The organism is Streptomyces sp. 4N124 (assembly GCF_052245395.1).
GTDB lineage: Bacteria > Actinomycetota > Actinomycetes > Streptomycetales > Streptomycetaceae > Streptomyces.
Window position 1 is genome coordinate 1 of the sequence record NZ_JBQQBS010000102.1, and the last position, 19262, is coordinate 19262.

General features: G+C 71.2%; 17 protein-coding genes and 1 pseudogene. 3 read left to right on the forward strand and 15 right to left on the reverse strand.

The features are described 5' to 3' along the window. Window positions 1-47 precede the first annotated feature (47 nt). The 9 genes and pseudogenes from ACTWQO_RS46780 to ACTWQO_RS46820 all read right to left on the reverse strand — a co-directional run bounded on the left by ACTWQO_RS46780 (window position 48) and on the right by ACTWQO_RS46820 (window position 12343). The gene (locus ACTWQO_RS46780; protein ID WP_443243504.1) at window positions 48-866 is read right to left on the reverse strand and encodes a TrmH family RNA methyltransferase; all 819 of its coding nucleotides are present in this window, start codon (window positions 864-866) and stop codon (window positions 48-50) included. 64 nt (window positions 867-930) lie between these two features. Next, a pseudogene (gene cobA / locus ACTWQO_RS46785) lies at window positions 931-2163 on the reverse strand (uroporphyrinogen-III C-methyltransferase). Between the two features lie 209 nt (window positions 2164-2372). Then, entirely contained in the window at window positions 2373-6251 is a 3879-nt protein-coding gene (gene cobT / locus ACTWQO_RS46790) for a nicotinate-nucleotide--dimethylbenzimidazole phosphoribosyltransferase (protein ID WP_443243505.1), read from the reverse strand. A 368-nt stretch (window positions 6252-6619) separates the two neighbouring features. Next, window positions 6620-7828, reverse strand: coding sequence for a precorrin-6y C5,15-methyltransferase (decarboxylating) subunit CbiE (gene cbiE, locus ACTWQO_RS46795; RefSeq protein WP_443243506.1), 1209 nt, complete (start codon window positions 7826-7828; stop codon window positions 6620-6622). Window positions 7829-7943: 115 nt separating this feature from the next. Next, window positions 7944-8567 carry a GNAT family N-acetyltransferase gene (locus tag ACTWQO_RS46800; protein ID WP_443243507.1) on the reverse strand — a complete coding sequence of 208 codons (624 nt, stop codon included), beginning with the start codon at window positions 8565-8567 and terminating at the stop codon, window positions 7944-7946. A 142-nt stretch (window positions 8568-8709) separates the two neighbouring features. Beyond that, window positions 8710-9540 carry a MetQ/NlpA family ABC transporter substrate-binding protein gene (locus ACTWQO_RS46805; protein WP_443243508.1) on the reverse strand — a complete coding sequence of 277 codons (831 nt, stop codon included), beginning with the start codon at window positions 9538-9540 and terminating at the stop codon, window positions 8710-8712. Between the two features lie 80 nt (window positions 9541-9620). After that, window positions 9621-10346 carry a methionine ABC transporter permease gene (locus ACTWQO_RS46810; RefSeq protein WP_443243509.1) on the reverse strand — a complete coding sequence of 242 codons (726 nt, stop codon included), beginning with the start codon at window positions 10344-10346 and terminating at the stop codon, window positions 9621-9623. Continuing rightward, on the reverse strand, window positions 10346-11380 hold the full coding sequence (locus tag ACTWQO_RS46815) for a methionine ABC transporter ATP-binding protein (protein WP_443243510.1): 1035 nt from the start codon (window positions 11378-11380) through the stop codon (window positions 10346-10348). Before ACTWQO_RS46815 ends, ACTWQO_RS46810 begins: the two co-directional genes overlap by 1 nt. 315 nt (window positions 11381-11695) lie before the next feature. Further along, window positions 11696-12343 carry an HAD family hydrolase gene (locus ACTWQO_RS46820; RefSeq protein WP_443243511.1) on the reverse strand — a complete coding sequence of 216 codons (648 nt, stop codon included), beginning with the start codon at window positions 12341-12343 and terminating at the stop codon, window positions 11696-11698. Window positions 12344-12412: 69 nt separating this feature from the next. On the opposite strand from ACTWQO_RS46820, the gene ACTWQO_RS46825 reads away from it, so the two are divergent. Together ACTWQO_RS46825 and ACTWQO_RS46830 are read left to right on the forward strand one after the other, a co-directional pair. Further along, entirely contained in the window at window positions 12413-12772 is a 360-nt protein-coding gene (locus tag ACTWQO_RS46825) for a hypothetical protein (RefSeq protein WP_443243512.1), read from the forward strand. Then, the gene (locus ACTWQO_RS46830) at window positions 12753-13193 is read left to right on the forward strand and encodes a hypothetical protein (protein WP_443243513.1); all 441 of its coding nucleotides are present in this window, start codon (window positions 12753-12755) and stop codon (window positions 13191-13193) included. Before ACTWQO_RS46825 ends, ACTWQO_RS46830 begins: the two co-directional genes overlap by 20 nt. Window positions 13194-13259: 66 nt before the next feature. Here ACTWQO_RS46830 and ACTWQO_RS46835 read toward each other — a convergent pair whose 3' ends face one another. From ACTWQO_RS46835 to ACTWQO_RS46845, 3 genes are all read right to left on the reverse strand, one after another. Beyond that, window positions 13260-13757: a GNAT family N-acetyltransferase gene (locus tag ACTWQO_RS46835; RefSeq protein WP_443243514.1), complete on the reverse strand. Its 498-nt coding sequence runs from the start codon at window positions 13755-13757 to the stop codon at window positions 13260-13262. Between the two features lie 44 nt (window positions 13758-13801). After that, on the reverse strand, window positions 13802-14308 hold the full coding sequence (locus tag ACTWQO_RS46840; RefSeq protein ID WP_443243515.1) for an RNA polymerase sigma factor: 507 nt from the start codon (window positions 14306-14308) through the stop codon (window positions 13802-13804). Window positions 14309-14382: 74 nt separating this feature from the next. Further along, a complete protein-coding gene (locus tag ACTWQO_RS46845) occupies window positions 14383-15546 on the reverse strand; it encodes a glycerophosphodiester phosphodiesterase (RefSeq protein ID WP_443243516.1) in 1164 nt (387 codons plus the stop codon). A 389-nt stretch (window positions 15547-15935) separates the two neighbouring features. Between ACTWQO_RS46845 and ACTWQO_RS46850 the strand changes: the two genes are divergently transcribed. Then, window positions 15936-16607: a lysophospholipid acyltransferase family protein gene (locus ACTWQO_RS46850; RefSeq protein ID WP_443243520.1), complete on the forward strand. Its 672-nt coding sequence runs from the start codon at window positions 15936-15938 to the stop codon at window positions 16605-16607. Window positions 16608-16703: 96 nt separating this feature from the next. On the opposite strand, the gene ACTWQO_RS46855 is transcribed toward ACTWQO_RS46850, so the two are convergent. From ACTWQO_RS46855 to ACTWQO_RS46865, 3 genes are all read right to left on the reverse strand, one after another. Next, the gene (locus tag ACTWQO_RS46855; protein ID WP_443243517.1) at window positions 16704-17918 is read right to left on the reverse strand and encodes a sensor histidine kinase; all 1215 of its coding nucleotides are present in this window, start codon (window positions 17916-17918) and stop codon (window positions 16704-16706) included. Further along, the gene (locus tag ACTWQO_RS46860) at window positions 17915-18583 is read right to left on the reverse strand and encodes a response regulator transcription factor (RefSeq protein ID WP_443243518.1); all 669 of its coding nucleotides are present in this window, start codon (window positions 18581-18583) and stop codon (window positions 17915-17917) included. Before ACTWQO_RS46860 ends, ACTWQO_RS46855 begins: the two co-directional genes overlap by 4 nt. A gap of 10 nt (window positions 18584-18593) precedes the next feature. Then, window positions 18594-19262 (reverse strand): S1C family serine protease (locus ACTWQO_RS46865; protein WP_443243519.1); only part of this gene is annotated, 669 nt, incomplete at its 5' end.

Genomic DNA, 19262 nt, shown 5'->3' on the forward strand with positions numbered 1-19262 from the left:
CCACCGCATGACCCGTCGTTGGACGGGCAGCGGGTTGCGGACAGGCCTCAGAGCTGAGGGCGGCCGGTCGCCACGGCGTAGAAGGCGACCGCTGCCGCCGCTCCCACGTTGAGGGAGTCGACGTCGTGGGACATGGGGATGCGGACCCATTCGTCGGCGGCGACCAGGGCCTGGGTGGAGAGGCCGTCGCCCTCGGCGCCGAGCATCAGGGCCACCCGGTCCATCCGGTGCGGTGCGGCCTCGTCGAGGGTCTTGGCCTTCTCGTCCGGGGTGAGGGCGAGGAGGGTGAAGCCGGCCTCGCGGACCGATTCCAGGCCCTTGGGCCAGGTGTCCAGGCGGGCGTACGGCACGGAGAAGACGGCGCCCATCGAGACCTTCACGCTGCGGCGGTAGAGCGGGTCCGCGCAGTCCGGGGAGAGCAGCACCGCGTCCATGCCGAGGGCGGCGGCGGAGCGGAAGATCGCGCCGATGTTGGTGTGGTCGTTGACGGATTCCATGACCACCACCCGGCGTGCGGTCTGCAGGAGTTCGGCCGCCACGGGCAGCGGCTTGCGCTGCATGGAGGCGAGCGCGCCGCGGTGCACGTGGTAGCCGGTGACCTGTTCGGCGAGTTCCGGGCTGACCGCGTAGACGGGGGCGGGGAGTTCGTCGATGACGTCGCGCATGACGTCGACCCACTTGGCGGACAGCAGCATCGAACGCATCTCGTAGCCCGTGTCCTTCGCCCGGCGGATGACTTTCTCGCCCTCGGCGATGAACAGGCCTTCGGCAGGTTCGCGCTTCCGGCGCAGTTCCACGTCGGTCAGGCCCGTGTAGTCGTGCAGGCGCGGGTCGTCGGGATCCTTGACGGTGATGAGATCGGCCACAGGGTGATACTGCCTTGTCGTACGTGCGGTGCCAACGGCTCGGGACGGGTTCTGTTACCCCGGGTTACGCGGGCGTGTGCGGGCCCACGTTGACCACCTCGCCGATGACGATCACCGCGGGCGGCTTCACCTCGTGGGTGAGCACCGTCTCACCGGCCGTCGCGAGGGTCGCGTCGACCCGGCGCTGGCCGGCCGTCGTGCCCTCCTGGATCAGGGCGACGGGCGTGTCCGGGGACTTGCCGTGGGCGATGAGCGTCCCGGCGACCTTCCCGATCGTGGCGACGCCCATGAGGATCACCAGCGTGCCGGTCAGCCGGGCGACGGACGGCCAGTCGACCAGGGAGCGCTCGTCGTCGGGGGCGATGTGATCGCTGACCACCGTGAACTCGTGGGCGACACCGCGGTGGGTGACCGGGATGCCGGCGGCGCCCGGGACGGAGATCGAGCTGGAGATGCCGGGCACGACGGTGCACGGGACGCCGGCCTCGGCCAGCGCCTGGACCTCCTCCATGCCGCGGCCGTAGACGAAGGGGTCGCCGCCCTTGAGACGTACGACCGACTTGCCCGCCTTGGCATGCTCGATCAGCGCGTTGTTGATGGCCTCCTGGGCCATGAACCGGCCGTACGGCAGCTTCGCCGCGTCGATCACCTCGACGCTCGCGGGCAGCTCGGCGAGCAGGTCGCGCGGGCCCAGGTGGTCGGTGATGACCACGTCGGCCTCGGCGAGCAGGCGGCGTCCGCGGACCGTGATCAGGTCCGGGTCGCCGGGGCCGCCGCCGACCAGGGCGACGCCGGGGGTGCGGGTGCGGTGGCGGGGGGCGACGAGGGTGCCGTCGCGGAGGCCCTAGACGACGGCGTCGCGGATGGCGGCGGTGTGGCGGGGGTCGCGGCCGCGCGCCTCCGTCGTGAGGACGGCGACCGTGACGCCCTCGCTGTGGCCGGTGGCGGGGGTCCAGGCGGTGGCCGCGTCGGCGTCGTCCGAGCGTACGCACCAGACACGGTGGCGTTCGGCTTCGGCGGAGGCGGCGGCGTTGGCCTCGTGGTCGCTGGTGGCGATGAGGGCGTACCAGGCGTCGGCGAGGTCGCCTTCGGCGTACGGGCGCTTGTGCCAGGTGAGCTCGCCTGCGTCTGCCATGGCTTCTACCGACGGGGTCGCCTCGGGTGATACGAGCACGATGTCGGCGCCCGCTGCGATGAGTGCCGGGAGGCGGCGCTGGGCGACCTGGCCGCCGCCGAGGACGACGACCCGGCGGCCGGTGAGGCGGAGGCCTACGGGGTAGGCGGGGTGTTCGGCCATGAGGGTGCGGCTCCCTTTTGCGGCGGCGGTGCGAATGCCCTGACGTGCGGATTTTAAGGTGCGAGGGGACTTTGCGGCGTGGGTGGTCCATTGGCTGGGCACCATGGCCGGGTGCGGGCCCGGGGGCGGTTGTGCCCACCCGTTCCGCCCTGCGGAACGCCTGCCCACAACCGCAACCCGCGTTCAAGGGGCCCGAGCCCCCTGCCCAGCTACTTCTCAGTTACCCCCGCCGAGTCGAACGTCGCCACCTCGTGCATCGCCCTCGCCGTGCTCTGGACCAGCGGCAGGGCCAGGAGTGCGCCTGTGCCCTCGCCGAGGCGGAGGTCGAGGTCGACCAGGGGGCGGAGGCCCAGCTTGTTCAACGCGGCCACGTGGCCGGGTTCGGCGCTGCGGTGGCCGGCGATGCAGGCGGCGAGGACCTCGGGGGCGATGGCGCGGGCGACCAGGGCGGCGGCGCCGGCGCTGACGCCGTCGAGGATGACCGGCGTGCGCAAGGACGCGCCGCCCAGCAGCAGGCCCACGATCGCCGCGTGCTCGAAGCCGCCGATCGCGGCGAGTACGCCGATGGGGTCGGCCGGGTCCGGCTGGTGGAGTTCGATGGCGCGGCGGACGACCTCGGTCTTGCGGGCCAGGGTTTCGTCGTTGATGCCCGTGCCGCGGCCGGTGACCTCGGCGGGATCCGTGTCGGTGAAGACCGAGATCAGGGCGGCGGACGCGGTCGTGTTCGCGATGCCCATCTCGCCGGTGAGGAGCGCCTTGTTGCCGGCGGCCACCAGGTCGCGGGCCGTCTCGATGCCGACCTCGATGGCCTGCTTGGCCTCCTCGCGGGTCATCGCGGGGCCGGTCGTCATGTCGGACGTACCGGCGCGGACCTTGCGGGGCAGCAGGCCCGGCGTGGCGGGGAGGTCGGATGCCACGCCCACGTCCACGACGCAGACCTCGGCGCCCACCTGGCCGGCGAAGGCGTTGCAGACCGCGCCGCCGCCGAGGAAGTTGGCGACCATCTGGGCCGTCACCTCCTGGGGCCAGGGGGTGACTCCTTGCGCGTGCACACCGTGGTCGCCCGCGAAGATCGCGACCGCGGCGGGCTCCGGGATCGGCGGCGGGCACTGCCGGGACAGGCCGGAGAGCTGCGCGGAGATGATCTCCAGCATGCCGAGCGAGCCGGGCGGCTTCGTCATCCGCTTCTGCCGCTCCCAGGCCTCGCCGAGCGCCTTGGCGTCGAGCGGGCGGATCTGGGAGACGGTCTCGGCGAGGAGGTCGTGCGGGTCCTCGCCGGGCAGGGCACGACGGCCGTATGTCTCCTCGTGCACCACCCAGGACAGCGGGCGGCGCTTGGACCAGCCCGCCTGCAACAGCTCGGGCTCCTCCGGGAACTCGTCGACGTAGCCCACACAGAGGTAGGCGACGACTTCGAGGTGCTCGGGCAGGCCCAGGGTGCGCACCATCTCGCGCTCGTCGAAGAAGCTGACCCAGCCGACCCCGAGGCCCTCGGCGCGGGCGGCGAGCCAGAGGTTCTCGACCGCGAGCGCGGAGGAGTACGGCGCCATCTGCGGCTGGGTGTGCCGACCGAGGGTGTGCCGGCCGCCGCGGGTCGGGTCGGCGGTGACGACGATGTTCACCGGGGTGTCGAGAATGGCCTCGATCTTCAGTTCCTTGAACTGCTTCGCCCGGCCCTTGGGCAGCGACTTGGCATACGCGTCGCGCTGGCGCATGGCCAGCTCGTGCATCGTGCGCCGGGTGTCGGCAGAGCGGATGACCACGAAGTCCCAGGGCTGGGAGTGGCCCACGGAAGGGGCGGTGTGCGCCGCCTCCAGGACGCGGAGCAGGACCTCGTGCGGGATGGGGTCGCTGCGGAAGCCGTTGCGGATGTCGCGGCGTTCCCGCATGACCTTGAGGACGGCCTCGCGCTCGGCGTCTTCGTAGGCGGGCGCGGCCGGGCCGGTGGACTCTGGTGCTTCTGCCACTACGGCCGTGCTTTCTTCAAGGTCGGCGGCCCGGGTGTCCAGGTCCTCCGCATGCTGTACGAGTTCGGGGTCGGGCTCCGCCGCCGGGGGCTCGGCGTCGCCGTCCCGTGGGGCGGGGACGACGACCGGGGGTTCCTGGTGGTCGTCCGCCGGGAGCTGCAGGGCCTCCGGGGGCGTCGGCGCGAGGTGGGGGGTCGTCGGCACCGAGCCTTCCACCGGGACGAACTGGCCCAGGGGTTCTTCGGGCACACCGGCGGCCGGGAAGGTGCCCGTGACATCGCCGTCCTGGCCGGGGGCGGCGGCCTCCTCGAACTGCGCCTGCTCTTCGACAGGTTCGGCCGGGGGCGCGTCCTCGGCGGCGAGCGGCTGAGGCGCCTCCGCCTCATCCATCGACATGTCCACGGCCATGCCCTGCTCCTCGGCCCTCACGGCGTCCGGCGTCTCCGGCTGCGCGGCGACGACGGGCGTGTGCGGTGCCGCGTGCTGCGGTCCCTGCGTGTGATGCGCGTCGGCGACCGGCTGCTCGTGCTCGTGCGGGTCCTGCGCGGGGATCTCGATGTCGGCCGGCGGGAGGGGCTGTGCCGCCTCCGGTGCCGCCGGGAAGGGCATGGCGGATTCGGGGGCCTGCGGCGCGGGAGCGGCCAGGGCCGGATCAGGATCCGACACGGATTCGGGTACGGCCGGGTCGGGGGCGTGTGTTGTCGTGGGAGCGGCCGGATCGGGAGCGTGTACGGGCTCCGGTGCGGCCGGGTCGGGAGCGTGCGCGGGCTCCGGTGCGGCTGTTTCCGCGGCGGGTACGACCTCGGGGGTCTGACCGGCGTCCTGGGGAGCGACGGCTTCTGCGAGGTGCCCGGCCTCGGGAAGTCCGGCGTCCGGGGCGGTCACCGTCAGCGGGGCCTGAGCGGCATCCGGGGCAACACCCATGCCGGGCAAGGAATCCGCTTCCGGAGCGGGCTGAGCCTCGGCCACCTGTGCTGCGTCCGGGATGGCAGGGTCATCGGGCAACTGCCCGGCATCGGGGACCGCAGCGCCCTCAGGTACGTGCCCCGCATCCAGCGCCGCAGGGCCTTCAGGCAACTGCCCGGCATCCGGAAGCGGAAGGTCTTCGGCCACCGGCCCGGCGTCGACGCCGAACTCGGACTCGGCTCCGGCAGCCTCACCGCCCTCCACCGCTGGCGCACCTTCCGGCGCCGCCCCCGCTTGCGGTCCGGCAGCACCGGCCTCGGGAGCCGAAGCTCCGGGCACCTCACCGATCGGGCCGGCGGTGTCCATGGGCACAGGCCCGGCCTCCGGCCCAACCCCGCCCGCCGAAGCCGTCGTAGCGGCCGGAACCGGACCACCGTCCGCCCCGTACCCCCCACCAGAGCCCGGCACAGCCTCTCCGCCGTACGACGCCTCGCCGCCCTCGGCGGCTTTCAGGCCCTCCGCGATGGGCGCGGCCTCGGCGCCCTCCACGCCCTCCGCGCCGTACGCACCATGCTCCGCCTCCGCCGTCCGCGGAGCCGCCACGGCGATCGCCTCCGTGGCGAGGTGGGCCACGGCGGGCTCGGCTGTCGGGACAACCGTTTCCGCAGGGGCGGCCTCGGTGTGCACCGGGGCCTGGACCGTGCCCGGTGCGGGAGCGCCCCAGGGGGACGCGCCCTGCGGGGCCGACTCGCGCGGCTGCGGGACGTCGAGGTACTCGGGGCCGGTCGGGTACGGGCCGGGCCGGCCGGCGGGCGCGCCCGCGGGGCCGCGGTCGGCGAGGGAGCGGACCGGGCTGGCGGACTGGTCGGGGGTCGGCGGGCCGAGGTGCAGTGGGCGCCGGTGAGTCGTCGCCGGGGTGGACGGCGGCGTCTGCGTGGGCAGGCGGACGCCGCTGAGATCCACGTTGCCGCTGTCGCGGCCGGCGGCCTCGTGCGGGCCCGGCTCATGGACGGCCTCGACGACCGGCTCGGGGGCGGGCGGAGGTACCTCGTTGCCCCACGCGCCCTGGGCGCCCGGCAGCAGCAACAGGTCTTCGTCCTCGGCGGTGGTCTCGGAGAGGTAGGTGTACGCACCGTGCGCGGGGGCGCCCGGCTGCTCCACCATGCCTGCGCTCTCCGGCAGCCCGTCGCCCGGGACCTGGCCGGTGTCGGTCATGCGTACCCCTCGCCCATCGGTTAGTGCTTCTACGACCTGCTCACCGGGGACGGCGCACCGACCGCCCCCGTAGTGAAGAACGAGCGTGCGTGCCCAGCGGCACGAACGACCCGTCGACAAATGACGACAAAGCCATTAACTGGCATTGTCGCGGCCGTTCCCCCGTCACGACAGCATGATCCGCGACGAGACCGCTGTGGACTGCGCCACGTTGCGCGTCCTCCGGTTCTGCCGTACCACAGCCACCCCAAAACGGGTGCCCTTTCCGGACATTGACCGACGAAGCGCCGGGCGACCGAGTGCGGTACAACGATCGGCCAGCCTACCGCGCGCGGTACGACAACAGGATCACGGGGACGAGATCGGGATCAGCCCGCGCGCTCCGGCAGGACCCCGCTGAGCAGGAACGCGACGCTCCGTTCCCGCTCCGTCCAGGCCCGCGTGTCGAGTTCGACGGACTGCAGCAGGGCGCACTCGACCCGGTAACCGTGTTCGGTCAGGTCGCGGCCGACGAGTTCGGCGGCGTCGCGGGTGGCCGCGTGGGTGACGATGCGCTGCGGGCGGCGGTCGGCGACCGCGGAGACCACGGCCGCTCCCCCGCCGCCGACCCGGACGACGTCCGGCTCGGGCAGGTTCTCCAGGACGTGCGGGGCGCTGCCGTGCACGACCTGGAGCTGGACGCCGTGGTGCCGGGCGGCGGACTCGGTGCGGGCGCAGGCCTCCAGCGCGCTGTCCACGGCGATGACGGCGGCGCCGGCCCGCGCGGACTCGACGGCGAAGGCGCCGCTGCCGCTGCCGATGTCCCACACGAGGTCGCCGACGCGCGGGCCGAGGCGGGCGAGTTGGGCCGCGCGGAGCGGTTCCAGTTCGCCCTCGCCCATGAGACCGCCGTACGCCGCGGAGGGCAGGGTCCAGCCGCGCGGGCCGGCGGCCGGTTCGCGTCCGGCGATCCAGCCGCCCTCGGCTCCACCGGCGGTTCCTCCGATGACGATGACCACATTGGGATCTCGCCAGGTGTGGTCGGCGGCCTTGTCGGAGGTGAGGATCGTGACCTGTTCGCGGTCGGTGCCCAGTTCCTCGCAGATGACGAAGGTGCGGTGGACGCCTTCGAGGAGCAGGCCGAGTTCGGCGGGGCCGGCGCCGGGTGAGGTGAGGACGGCGACCTTGGTGTGGGCGCGGCACACATTCACCGCGCGTCGCAGCGTGCGCCGGTGGGCGACGACCACATGGGCGTCGTCCCAGGGCATCCCGGCGCGGGCGAAGGCGGCGGCCACCGAGGAGACGGCGGGGACGACCTCGACCTCCAGGCCGAACTCGGGCGCGCGCAGCGTCCGTACGACCCCGAAGAAGCCGGGGTCCCCGTCGGCGAGCACCACCGCGGTGCCACGGTGTCCGGCGATGCGGCGGGCGGCGAGGGCGACGCTGCCGAGGCGGATCCGCTCGGCAGTGTGCGGCACCTCGGGAAGCGCGAGGTGGTGGGCGGTGCCGGCCACCAGCGTGGCGGCGCCCAGGGCCGCGCGTGCCGCGGCGGTCAGGGGCGAACCGTCCCAGCCGATCACCGTGACGCGGTCGGCCATCGTCGTCAGTCTCCAGAGGGTTTGCGCAGGCCGTCAGGGGGTGGCCCGTACCCGGGCTCCGTGAGAGTACCTGGTGGCGTCGGGAGACCCGCGAGGGTGGTGGCCGCCTGCGGGCTCAGTTCCAGTCGGCGAGCGCGGTGAACCCTCCGTCGCCGACGCCCGCGAGGTCCTCCGGCAGGAGGCTCCACACGATCACATCGGTGCGTACGTCGGCCCAGTCGCCGCTCTCGGTTCTGCTGCGGGCTATCCAGGCGTTGCGCAGGACGCCCTCGCTGATGCACCCGATCTTCTGGGCGACCTGCTGGGAGGCGGTGTTGTCGGCGGCGGTCCGCAGTTCCAGCCGCTCGAACTTCTGGTCGTGGAACAGCCACTGGGCGGTGGCGAGGGCCGCCTCGGAGGCATAGCCCTCGCCGCGGGCCCAGGGGGCGATGACGTACGCGATCTCGCTGGCCCGTACCCGCCAGTCGGTGTTCTGCAGGTGCACGATGCCGACGAGACGCTGGGTGAGGAACTCGGTGACCGCGAAGACGATGCCGCGGCCGTCGGTGCGCTCGGCGGGGGCCTGTTCGGAGACCCAGGCACGTGCGTGGGCCCGGGTGTAGGGGTGCGGGGCCGAGGTCCAGGCGGTGACCATCTCGTCGTTCATCATCTCGGCCAGGGAGTCGATGTCCGGCGCCTCGAAGGGGCGCAGCACCAACCGCTCCGTGCTGATGGAGATGTCGGGGAAGGTGCTCGTCATGCGCCGCTCCGTAACCTTCGGAAACCTGCAGGGGCCTGCTGAACTGCCCAGCATGCAGCATGAAAGCACTGAACCGCACCACGGGGTCCACACCAAGTGAAGGTGCGGACCCCCTGCGTGGCGAAACGCCGTATACGCGCCGTCAGAAGGCGGCGACGACCGCGCCGTCGTACGTGTCCTCTATGAACTTCTTCACCTCGGGCGAGGTGAGCAGCTCGGCCAGCTTCCGCACCCGCGGGTCGTCCTCGTTGCCCTTCTTCACGGCGAGGAAGTTGCCGTACGGGTTGTCCTTGGGCGACTCGGCGACGAGGGCGTCCTCGGCCGGGCTGAGGTCGGCCTCCAGGGCGTAGTTGCCGTTGATCACGGCGGCGTCGACATCGCTGAGGGAGCGCGGCAGTTGGGCCGCCTCGAGCTCCTTGAACTGGAGGTTCTTGGGGTTGGAGGCGATGTCCTTGGGGGTCGCTTCGTAGCCGACGCCCGCCTTGAGCTTGATGGCGCCGTTGGTTTCCAGCAGCTTCAGCGCGCGGGCCTCGTTGGTGGTGTCGTTCGGCAGGGCGATGGTGGCGCCCTTCTTCAGGTCCGTGAGCTTCTTGACGCCCTGGGAGTACAGGCCGAGCGGCTCCAGGTGCACCGTGGCGTCGGGCACGGCCACGATGTCGGTGCCGTTCTCCTTGTTGAAGTCGTCCAGGTACGGCTGGTGCTGGAAGTAGTTGGCGTCGACCTCGCCCTGCTGGAGGGCCGTGTCCGGAGTCACGTAGTCGGTGAACTCCTTGACCTCCAGTTCGAGGCCGGCCTTCTTCGCCAGGTTGTCCTTGACGTAGGTGAGGATCTCGCCCTGCGGGGTGGGCGTGGCGGCGACCGTCAGCGGCGCGTCGGCGTCGGCGGAGTCCTTGTCCGAGCCGCATGCGGTGAGCCCGAGGGTGAGGGCTCCGGCGGCGAGGACGGCGGTGGTGATCTTGGCGGTGTTACGCACGAAAAGTGCCTTTCCTGATGGGTGGTGCGACCCCGTGATGGGTGTGACGGGGAGATCGTGGTGGGTGTGGCGGGGTGACCTCAGACGGTCTTGCTGGTGGCTGTGGACGCCTTCAGCAGCCGTAGCTTCGGCGCCGGGCCCGAGCGGCCCCCGCGGCGGTGCAGGGAGCGGGCCGCGTAGTCGCCGGCGAACTGGATGAGGGAGATGACCACGGCGAGGATCGCGACGGTGAGCCACATCAGCTCGGTCTCGAAGCGCTGGTAGCCGTAGCGGATGGCGATGTCGCCGAGGCCGCCCGCGCCGACCGTGCCGGCCATCGCGGAGTAGCCGATGAGGGCGACGATCGTGGTCGTGGTGCTGGCGATCAGCGAGGGCAGCGACTCGGGTACGAGGACCTTGCGGACGATCGTCCAGGTGTTGCCGCCCATCGACTGCACGGCCTCGACGAGCCCGCCGTCCACTTCGCGGACAGCCGTCTCAACAAGGCGCGCGAAGAAGGGAATCGCGCCGATGGCGAGCGGCACGATGGCGGCCTCGCGGCCGATGGTCGTGCCGGTGATCGACCGCGTGAAGCCCATCAGCGCGACCATCAGGATGATGAACGGCATCGAGCGGGCGACGTTCACGATCTGCCCGATGACCTTGTTGGCGACGACGTTCTGGAGCAGTCCGCCCCGGTCGGTGAGGACCAGCAGGACGCCGAGCGGAAGGCCGCCGACGACGGCGATGAGCGTGGACCAGCCGACCATGTAGAGGGTGTCCCAACAGGCCTGCTCCAGCAGGGGCTGCGTTTCGGACCAGGTCATCACTTGGCACCTTCCGTGAGCAGAACGGGCTCCTGGCCCAGCACGTCGATCTGCAGGCCCTGTTCGCGCAGGAAGCCGATCGGCACGACGTTGTCCTCGTAGCGGCCGGGCAGTTCGATGCGCATGCGGCCGACCTGGAGGCCGCCGACGGTGTCGATGGCGGCGCCGAGGATCGAGATGTCGATGTTGTAGGTGCGCGAGAGCTGCGAGATGACCGGCTGGGTGGCGGCCTCGCCCTGGAAGGTGACGTCGACGACGGTGCGGTCGTCACCGGAAGCCTCGCCGCCCACCGGGAAGAGCGCGGAGGCCAGTTCGGAGCCGGGGGTCGCGAGCAGCTCGCTCACCGTTCCGGACTCGACGATGCGGCCCTGCTCCATGAGCGCGGCCGAGTCGCAGATCGACTTCACGACGTCCATCTCGTGGGTGATGAGCAGGACGGTCAGGCCCAACTGCCGGTTCAGGTCGCGCAGCAGCTGGAGGATCGAGCGGGTGGTCTCCGGGTCGAGGGCGCTGGTGGCCTCGTCGGAGAGCAGCACCTTCGGGTCGCCGGCCAGGGCGCGGGCGATACCGACGCGCTGCTTCTGGCCACCGGAGAGCTGGGCGGGGTAGGCCTTGGCCTTGTCCGCCAGACCCACCAGGTCCAGCAGTTCGAGCGCCTTGCGGGAGCGGTCCCTGCCGGACGTGCCGAGGATTTCGAGCGGCAGCTCGACATTGTCCTGGACCGTCCGGGAGGACAGCAGGTTGAAGTGCTGGAACACCATGCCGATACGGCTGCGCGCCTGTCGCAGCTCCTTGCCGGCACGCGGTCCGCGTCCGGCGAGCGCGGTGAGGTCCTGGCCGGCGACGGTGACCGTGCCGGCGGTGGGGCGCTCCAGGAGGTTGATGCAGCGGATCAGCGAGGACTTGCCGGCGCCGGACTGGCCGATGACGCCGTACACCTCGCCTTCGCGGACGTGCAGGTCGACGCCGTCGAGGGCGGTGACCTCTCGACCGCGGGTGCGGTAGACCTTGGTCAGGCCCGATGTGGTGATCACTGGGGATTCCGTCACTGTCGAGTACGCGGGCGTGGGTGTGCCCTGGTACGGGAGAGAAGATGTGCGCGGGCAATGGGTCACGTACGGCAAACGGCGTACGGACATGCCACGGCGGCTCGCTTCGGGGCGCGAGGCTCAGGGTGGTTCAGGGGCCCTCTAGCAGGCGCACATTCGACACATACAACGAGCACCGGGCGTCAGGGTCGCCTCGGTCGCAAGGGTGCGGCAGCTCGTCGTGGTCATGCGATCAGTAAACCAGACCTACGGTCCTTACCGAGCGCCGCCGTCCGCATGGTGGACAGCGGCGGACATGCATCAGCGGCGGACGGAGATCTCCACTCCCCCGGCGGTGACCAGCGCGGACAGGGCCGACAGGTCGGTGACCACCAGATCGGCGTCGAGCTCGTGGGCCTGGTGAGTTGTGGCCAACGCCACGGTGATCATCCCGGCGGCACGGCCCGACTGGAGCCCGGCCGGGGCGTCCTCGAAGACGACGCAGTGCGCGGGGTCGACGCCCAGTTCGCGCGCGGCGAGGAGGTAGGGCTCGGGGTCGGGCTTGCCGCGTGTGATGTCGTCGGCGGTGACCATGGTCTTGGGGAGGATGCCGACGGCGTCGAGCCGGGCTTCGGCGAGCCGCCGGGTCGCGGAGGTGACGACGGCCCAGCGGTCGGCGGGCAGTGAGTCGAGGAAGTCCTTCGTGCCGGGCAGCAGGTGCACGCCCCCGTTCGGTACGTCCTCCACCTCCAGCGTCTCGATCCGGGCGAGCGCCTCCGGCACCACATGCGCAGGCAGCAGCTCGGCGACTATCTCGACGGCCGGGCGTCCGTGCAGTTCGACCCTGCCGAACTCCTCCGTGATGCCGTACTCCTCGGCCCAGCGCGCCCAGCAGCGGTCCACGGAGGCGAGGGAGGAGACGAGGGTGCCGTCGTTGTCGAACAGGAGGGCTTGTGCACGGATCTTCATGCCCTCGACCCTACGGTGCACGCCGGGGGCCGCCGCATCAGGCCTTTTGGGCCGTAATAGGCTCGCCGCATGTTTGATGCCCTGACGCTGGTGACCGGGGTCGCCGCGCTGTTGCTCGCCGCGTGGTGCGGGTGGGCGGCGTACCGAGATCAGCCGACCAAGGACTGGCACTTCATCGGCATGGCCGTGGTGACGGTACTGGCCCTGGTGCAGTTGGTGATCGGGATCGTGCGGTTGGCGCAGGGCGACGAACCGGAGCAGGGTACGACGATCTTCGTGGCGTATCTGCTGGGTGCGTTCGCTTGTATTCCGGCGGCGGGGTTCATGTCGCTGGCCGAGCGGACGCGGTGGGGTTCCGTGACGGTGGCGGCCGGTGCCGTGGTGCTGGCGGTCCTTGAGGTGCGGCTTTATGACATCTGGGGAGGCTGAGGTGACCGCCACGGAGAAGAAGCGGACCCGGCTCATCAGTGGGCCCGGGATGCTGCTGGTCTGGTTGTACGGCGTGATGGTCGTCGGGGCCGTGTCCCGCTCGGCCGTGCAGATCGCGACGGAGTTCGACCATGCGCCGCTGGCGTACTCGCTGTCCGCGGTCGCGGGCCTCGTGTACGGCTTCATCACGTACTCGCTGGTGCGGGGTGGGGAGACGGCCCGCAAGGCGGCGCGGATGTGCTGCGCCGCTGAGCTGGTGGGCGTGCTCGTCGTCGGCACGTGGACCTTGGTCGAGCCGTCCGCGTTCCCCGATGCGACCGTGTGGTCGGACTACGGCATGGGGTATCTGTTCATTCCCGTGTTGTTGCCCGTGACGGCGATGTACTGGTTGCGGAAGTCGCGCGCCGAGCAGCCTGGCTGAACTTCGACGGCGGCTTTCCGTCGTACGTGGCTGGTCGCGCAGTTCCCCGCGCCCCTGGGTTGGACCTCAAGCCGTGGCTGCGTATGTGCCGGCCGCCTTCTCCAGGACGATCATCGGTACCCCGTCCTCGCCCTTCGACGTGCCCACCGTCCGGTAGCCCACCTTGCGGTAGAGGCGCAGGTTGCCCTCGCTGCGGTGGCCGGTGTGGAGGCGGAAGCGCTTGGCGCCGTGCTGTTCGGCGAGGGCGGATTCGGCTGCGCGCAGGAGCCGCGCGCCGATGCCGTGGCCCTGGAGGCGGGGGTGGACGCAGAGCTTGCCGATGGCGGCGGCGCCGTCGTCGGTGAGGGCGCCGCGGACCGAGCCGACCACCTCGTCACCGAGGCGGGCGACGAAGACGCAGTCCTTGGCGACCTCCTCACGGACCGAGTCCAGGGGCTGGACGAGCGGGTCGATGCGGTAGTTGCCGTACAGCGCCGCCTCGCTCTGGAAGCAGAGGTACTGCAGCCGGAAGATCTGCTCGGCATCCTGCTCGGCCGCCACGGAGATGGTCACGCTCATGCCCATGTGTGCACGCCTCCCGCTCACCTGTCGCCTGTTGTTCCTCGTTCCTATCCCCGCGCTTCGCGGGCCGCAACCTCCGGCGTGAGCAATCGACGCAGACATCCCAGGCATCTGGAACGTTCCGGACCCAGACTGCCCTGTGAGATACCCAACTCCCCCGCGATCTCCCGGTATGTGAGGTCCTTCGGCGAGAGGAGGGCTTCGAGAAGGCGGGGGCAGCGGCCGGGCAGGCGGCGCACGGCGTCGCGCAGGGCGCGGTGGCGGGCGGCGGTGAGCGCGAGGTGTTCCGGGCCGTGGTCGCTGGTGTCGGCGGGTTCGGTGTCGTACGGCCGTTCGTGTCGGTTCGTACGGCGGGTGCGGCGGACCTCGGAGCGGACGGCCTCGCGCAGCCAGCGCTGGGGGTCGCTGGGCGGGCCCTCCGTGTCCAGGTGCTCCAGGAGGCGGAGCCAGACCGCCTGCTCCAGGTCGCCGGGCTCGGTTCCGGAGGCATGTGCCTCCGCGGAGGCCTCGGCGGTGAGCAGCGGGCGCAGTGCGGTAACCAGGTCGTACGTCATATGCGACACGACGCGGCCGCCCGGGCTGCGGGTTGCCCGGGCGGCCGGATGTCACCCCAACCGGGGTGGAGGGCTCAACCGTTGACGAAGTCCTCGCGGGCCAGCAGGCCGGTGTCCGGCTGGTCGGTGAAGACGCCGTCGATGCCGGTGGCGAAGTAGGTCTTGTAGGCGCCGAAGACATCGCCGTAGGCGTCGGCGTCGGCGCCCTTGCGGAAGTTCGCCGGCAGGAAGGGGTTCTCGTTGCGCAGCGTCCACGGGTGCAGGATCAGGCCCGCCGCGTGGGCGTCCTTGACCAGCGTGGTCGGCTTGGTGAGGTTGCCGTTCGCGTCCCTCGGGATGATCAGGTCGAGGGTGGGGCCGATGCCGTTCGCGTAGGAGGCGATCCACTTCAGGCCCTCGGGCTTGACCAGGTCGGCGACCGTACGCGGGTCACCGGCCTCGACGAAGTCCCAAGGGCGGGAGGTGGGGCCGGACAGCAGCACGGCGAGCGGGTTGCCGACGAGCTTGTTCAGGCGCTGGATGCTGCCCGGCTCGAAGGACTGCAGGATGACCGGCGAGTTCTTCCGGTCCTTGCCGTACTTGCGCAGCAGCTTGGCGACCCGCTCCTCCAGGCCGAGGCCCAGCTTGCGGAAGTAGGTGGGGTGCTTGGTCTCGGGGTAGATCCAGACCTGCTTGCCGCGCTTGCGGGTCTGCTCGTCCTGCCACTGGAGCACCTCTTCGAAGGTGGGGATCTCCCAGCGGCCGTTGTAGAGGGTGTTGTGCGGGCGGTTGGCCGGGATGCGCTCGATCGCGCGCAGGGTCTTCAGTTCGGCGAGCGTGAAGTCCTCGGTGAACCAGCCGGTGGTGGAGACACCGTCCAGGACCTTGGTGGTCTTGCGGCTCGCGAACTGGGGGTGGTCGGCCACGTCGGTGGTGCCGCCGATCTCGGGCTCGTGGCGGCAGACGATGTGGCCGTCCTTGGTCGGCACCAGGTCGCCGGCCTCGACGACATGGGCGCCCATGTCGAGGGCCAGCTCGTATGCGCCGAAGGTGTGCTCCGGCCGGTAGCCGCTGGCACCCCGGTGGCCGATGATCGTCGGTACGGGCAGGCTCCTCACGCCGCCGCCCCCGTGGCGTGCGTCGGCTCTCGCCGTACCGGGCAGCCCGAGGACCGCTCCGCCCGCGCCCAGCACCGCCGCGCCGAGCACCGCCCGTCGTCCGGTCCCGCGCGCCTGCTCGTTCGACTCCTGCGTCCCCATGAGCGCCATCCCTCGTTCGGCCCGTTGATGCGGGCCGATCGTAGGGGCGTGCGCATGACGAGCGGGAGACCGGGGGCGGAACACCGGGGTGACGCCTGATGTCGCATGGGGTCGGGCTTCTGACGGTTCGTCGGCATCGAGTACATGGTTCCGGGTAGGCGATCGGTTGACACGGTTGAGGCTCCGTGGCCCCAGCGGGCGCGACCTCCGTCACATCGTTCCGGGCGCATTACCGGCGCGCATCGCGACGCCACCGCAGGTAAACCTGGGTCAACAGTGCGTAAGACCTCGGTGAACCCGACAATCCCGATGTGCGCTACCCCCGGGGCCGCGAGTATCGTCCTCACCTGCACAGACTTATACCGAATCCCTTGACACCGGAGGGCCCGTTGTCCCGCTTCGCGCTCATCAAGGCAGTGCTCGGACCGATCATGCGCCTGATGTTCCGCCCACGGGTGGAGGGCGCGGAGCACATTCCCGGCGACGGTCCGGTCATCCTGGCCGGCAACCACCTCACGTTCATCGACTCGATCGTGCTGCCGCTGGTCTGCGACCGTCAGGTCCTCTTCATCGGCAAGGACGAGTACGTCACCGGCAAGGGCTTCAAGGGCCGGTTGATGGCCTGGTTCTTCACCGGCGTCGGCATGATCCCGGTGGACCGGGACGGTGCGAGCGGGGGTGTGGCCGCGCTGATGACCGGCCGCCGGATCCTGGAGGAGGGCAAGGTCTTCGGCATCTACCCGGAGGGCACGCGCTCGCCCGACGGGCGGCTGTACCGGGGGCGTACGGGGATCGCCCGCCTCACTCTGATGACCGGTGCGCCGGTTGTGCCGTTCGCGATGATCGGCACGGACAAGTTGCAGCCGGGGGGTGCGGGGATTCCGCGGCCCGGCCGCGTGACTGTCCGGTTTGGTGAGGCGATGGAGTTCTCGCGGTACGAGGGGATGGACCGGGATCGGTATGTGCTGCGGGCTGTGACCGACTCCGTGATGGCTGAGGTCATGCGGTTGTCGGGGCAGGAGTACGTGGATATGTATGCGACGAAGGCCAAGGCTGCGTAGTCCTGCCGGTCGTGTGTCGGCTGCCGGTCCGTTGTGGCTTGTCGCGCAGTTCCCCGCGCCCCTGACGGGGCGCACCACCGCGGCCCAGTAGCAGGGTCACGTTGGTTGTTCCTCGGGCGGTCCGCCGCTTGTTTCTGCGCCCGGCGCCGGGAACCACAGCACGAACGTCGAGCCCTCGCCCACCCTTGAGAACAGGCGGATCTGGCCGCCGTGTGACTCCACTATCTGGCGGACTATGGCCAGGCCCAGGCCTGCGTGCCGGTCGCGGCTGCCTCCGTTGCCCTTCGCTCGCCAGAAGCGGTCGAAGACTCGGGACTGGTCGTCGTCGACGATGCCGGGGCCCTCGTCTCGGACGGCGACCCAGAGCCAGCCCTCGGTGCGGCCGGCGGCGACGGTGATGAGGGTGCCGGGTGGGGAGAGTCGTACGGCGTTGGAGAGCAGGTTGCCGACGGCGCGGCGGAGGGCGTCGTGGTCGCCGATGACGGTGAGGCCGGGGGCGAGGCGGCGGTGGAGGGTGAGGCCGCGTTCGGCGGCGAGGGGGATGAAGTCCTCGCAGGCCTCGGATGCCGCGGTGGCCAGGTCGACGTCGGCGTCGGCGAGGGCGGGGGCGCTGCGGCGGGCGGTGGCGAGGAGGTCCTCGACGAGGCGGGTCATCCGGGTGGTGGCGCGGTCGACGCTGCGGGCGGCGATGCGCCGCTCCTCCTCGTCGGACTCCTCGGCCGTGAGGACGGCGTCGACGTTGGCGCGGATGATGGCGAGGGGGCTGCGCAGTTCGTGGGAGGCGTCGTCGATCAGCTGGCGCTGGGCGCGGAACGCCTCGTCGAGCCGGTCGAGCATGGAGTCGACAGTGTCGGCGAGGTCACGCAGCTCGTCCTTGGGGCCGCCCAGCCGGATGCGCTGGGAGAGGTCGGTGGCCTGGATGTCGGCGGCGGTGCGGGAGATGGCGCGTACGGGGCGCAGCGCGCGGCCGGAGAGGATCCAGCCGATGGCGAGGCTGGCGACGGCGAGCCCGCCGAGCAGGGCGAGGGAGAAGCGGCGGAGGTTGGCGAGCGTCTCGTAGTTGACGGCCGCCTCGACCTGCTCGACCTTCACCGCGTCGAACTCTCCGACCTCCTCGCCGTTCACGATCTTCGTGACCGAGAACTGCTTGGTGACCGGTTTCGCCTCACCGCTGCGTTCGACGGCGAGATAGGTGCCGAGCAGGACGAGCGCGGTGAGGACGAAGAGGAGGCCGGAGTAGAGGACGGTGAGGCGGAAGCGGATGGTGTGCGTGAACGCCGGGAGCCGCAGACGCCGTAGGACGGACTTCATGACGTCTCCTTCAGCCGGTAGCCCTGCCGTATCACCGTCTCGATGAGCGGATCCTCGTCACCGGTGATCTTCCGGCGCAGCGAGCCGACCGTGACCCGCACGGTGTTGGTGAACGGGTCCGCGTGCTCGTCCCACACATGCTCCAGCAGTTCCTCGGCGGGTACGACGCGTCCGGGGCGGGTCATCAGGTAGTGCAGGACGCTGAACTCCTTGGGTGTGAGCTGGAGTTGGCGGGCGCCGCGGAACGCCTCGAAGCGGGCGGTGTCCAGGCGCAGTTCGCCGACCTCGACGACCGCGGTGCCGCCGTCCTCACGGCGGAGCAACGCCCTGATGCGGGCGAGGAGTTCGGGCAGGGCGAAGGGCTTGACCAGGTAGTCGTCGGCGCCCTCGTCGAGGCCGCGCACCCGGTCGGCGAGCCGGTCGCGGGCGGTGAGCATCAGGATGCGGGGGCCTCCGGGGGTGGTGCGGATGGCGCGGCACACCGCGAAACCGTCGCCGTCGGGCAGGTTCAGGTCCAGCAGCACGAGGTCGTAGTCGTTGACGGCGAGCTTCTCGGTCGCGGTGTCGACGTCCGGGGCGACATCGACCGCGTAGCCCGCCCTGACCAGCCCGACCTTGAGGGCGACGACCAGGTCCTCCTCGTCCTCGACCACCAGCAGTCTCATGTACGACCACCTACCCACCGTCGATGATGGTCTCCGCGGCGTCCGCGGCGTCTGCCACGGGGATCGCGAATCCGATGCCTATGGAGCCGCCCCTTTGCTGGTCCAACGTCGCGATGGCCGTATTGATGCCGATGACCCGTCCGTCGGCGTCGACCAGCGGTCCGCCGGAGTTGCCGGGGTTGATCGAGGCGTCGGTCTGCAGCGCGCGCTGCTGTCGTCCGCCGCCTGTGCCTTCGCCCAGTGTGACCGGGCGGTCGAGGGCGCTGACGATGCCTGAGGTGACGGTGCCGCTGAGGCCGAGCGGGGAGCCGATGGCGAGGACCGTGTCGCCGACGGCCGGGCGTCCGGCGGTGGCCAGGTCGGCGGCCCGCAGCCCGCGTGCCGTCTCCGGCTCCAGCACGGCCACGTCATGCGCGGGGTCGTCGCCGATCACCTGGGCGCTGAGCCGGCGCCCGTCCTGCAACTCGACGGACACGCGCGAACTCCCGCTCACGACATGGGCGTTGGTGAGGATCCGCCCCCGCTCGTCGAACACGAACCCCGACCCCTGCCCGGACGCGGTCACCACGGAGACCACGCTGGGCAGGACCCGGGCGGCCACGGCTTCGAGATCGCCGGAGGCGACGGTGGCGGTCGGGGCGGCGGGGTCACTGTCCCCGAAGGCTCCGGCCACGTATCC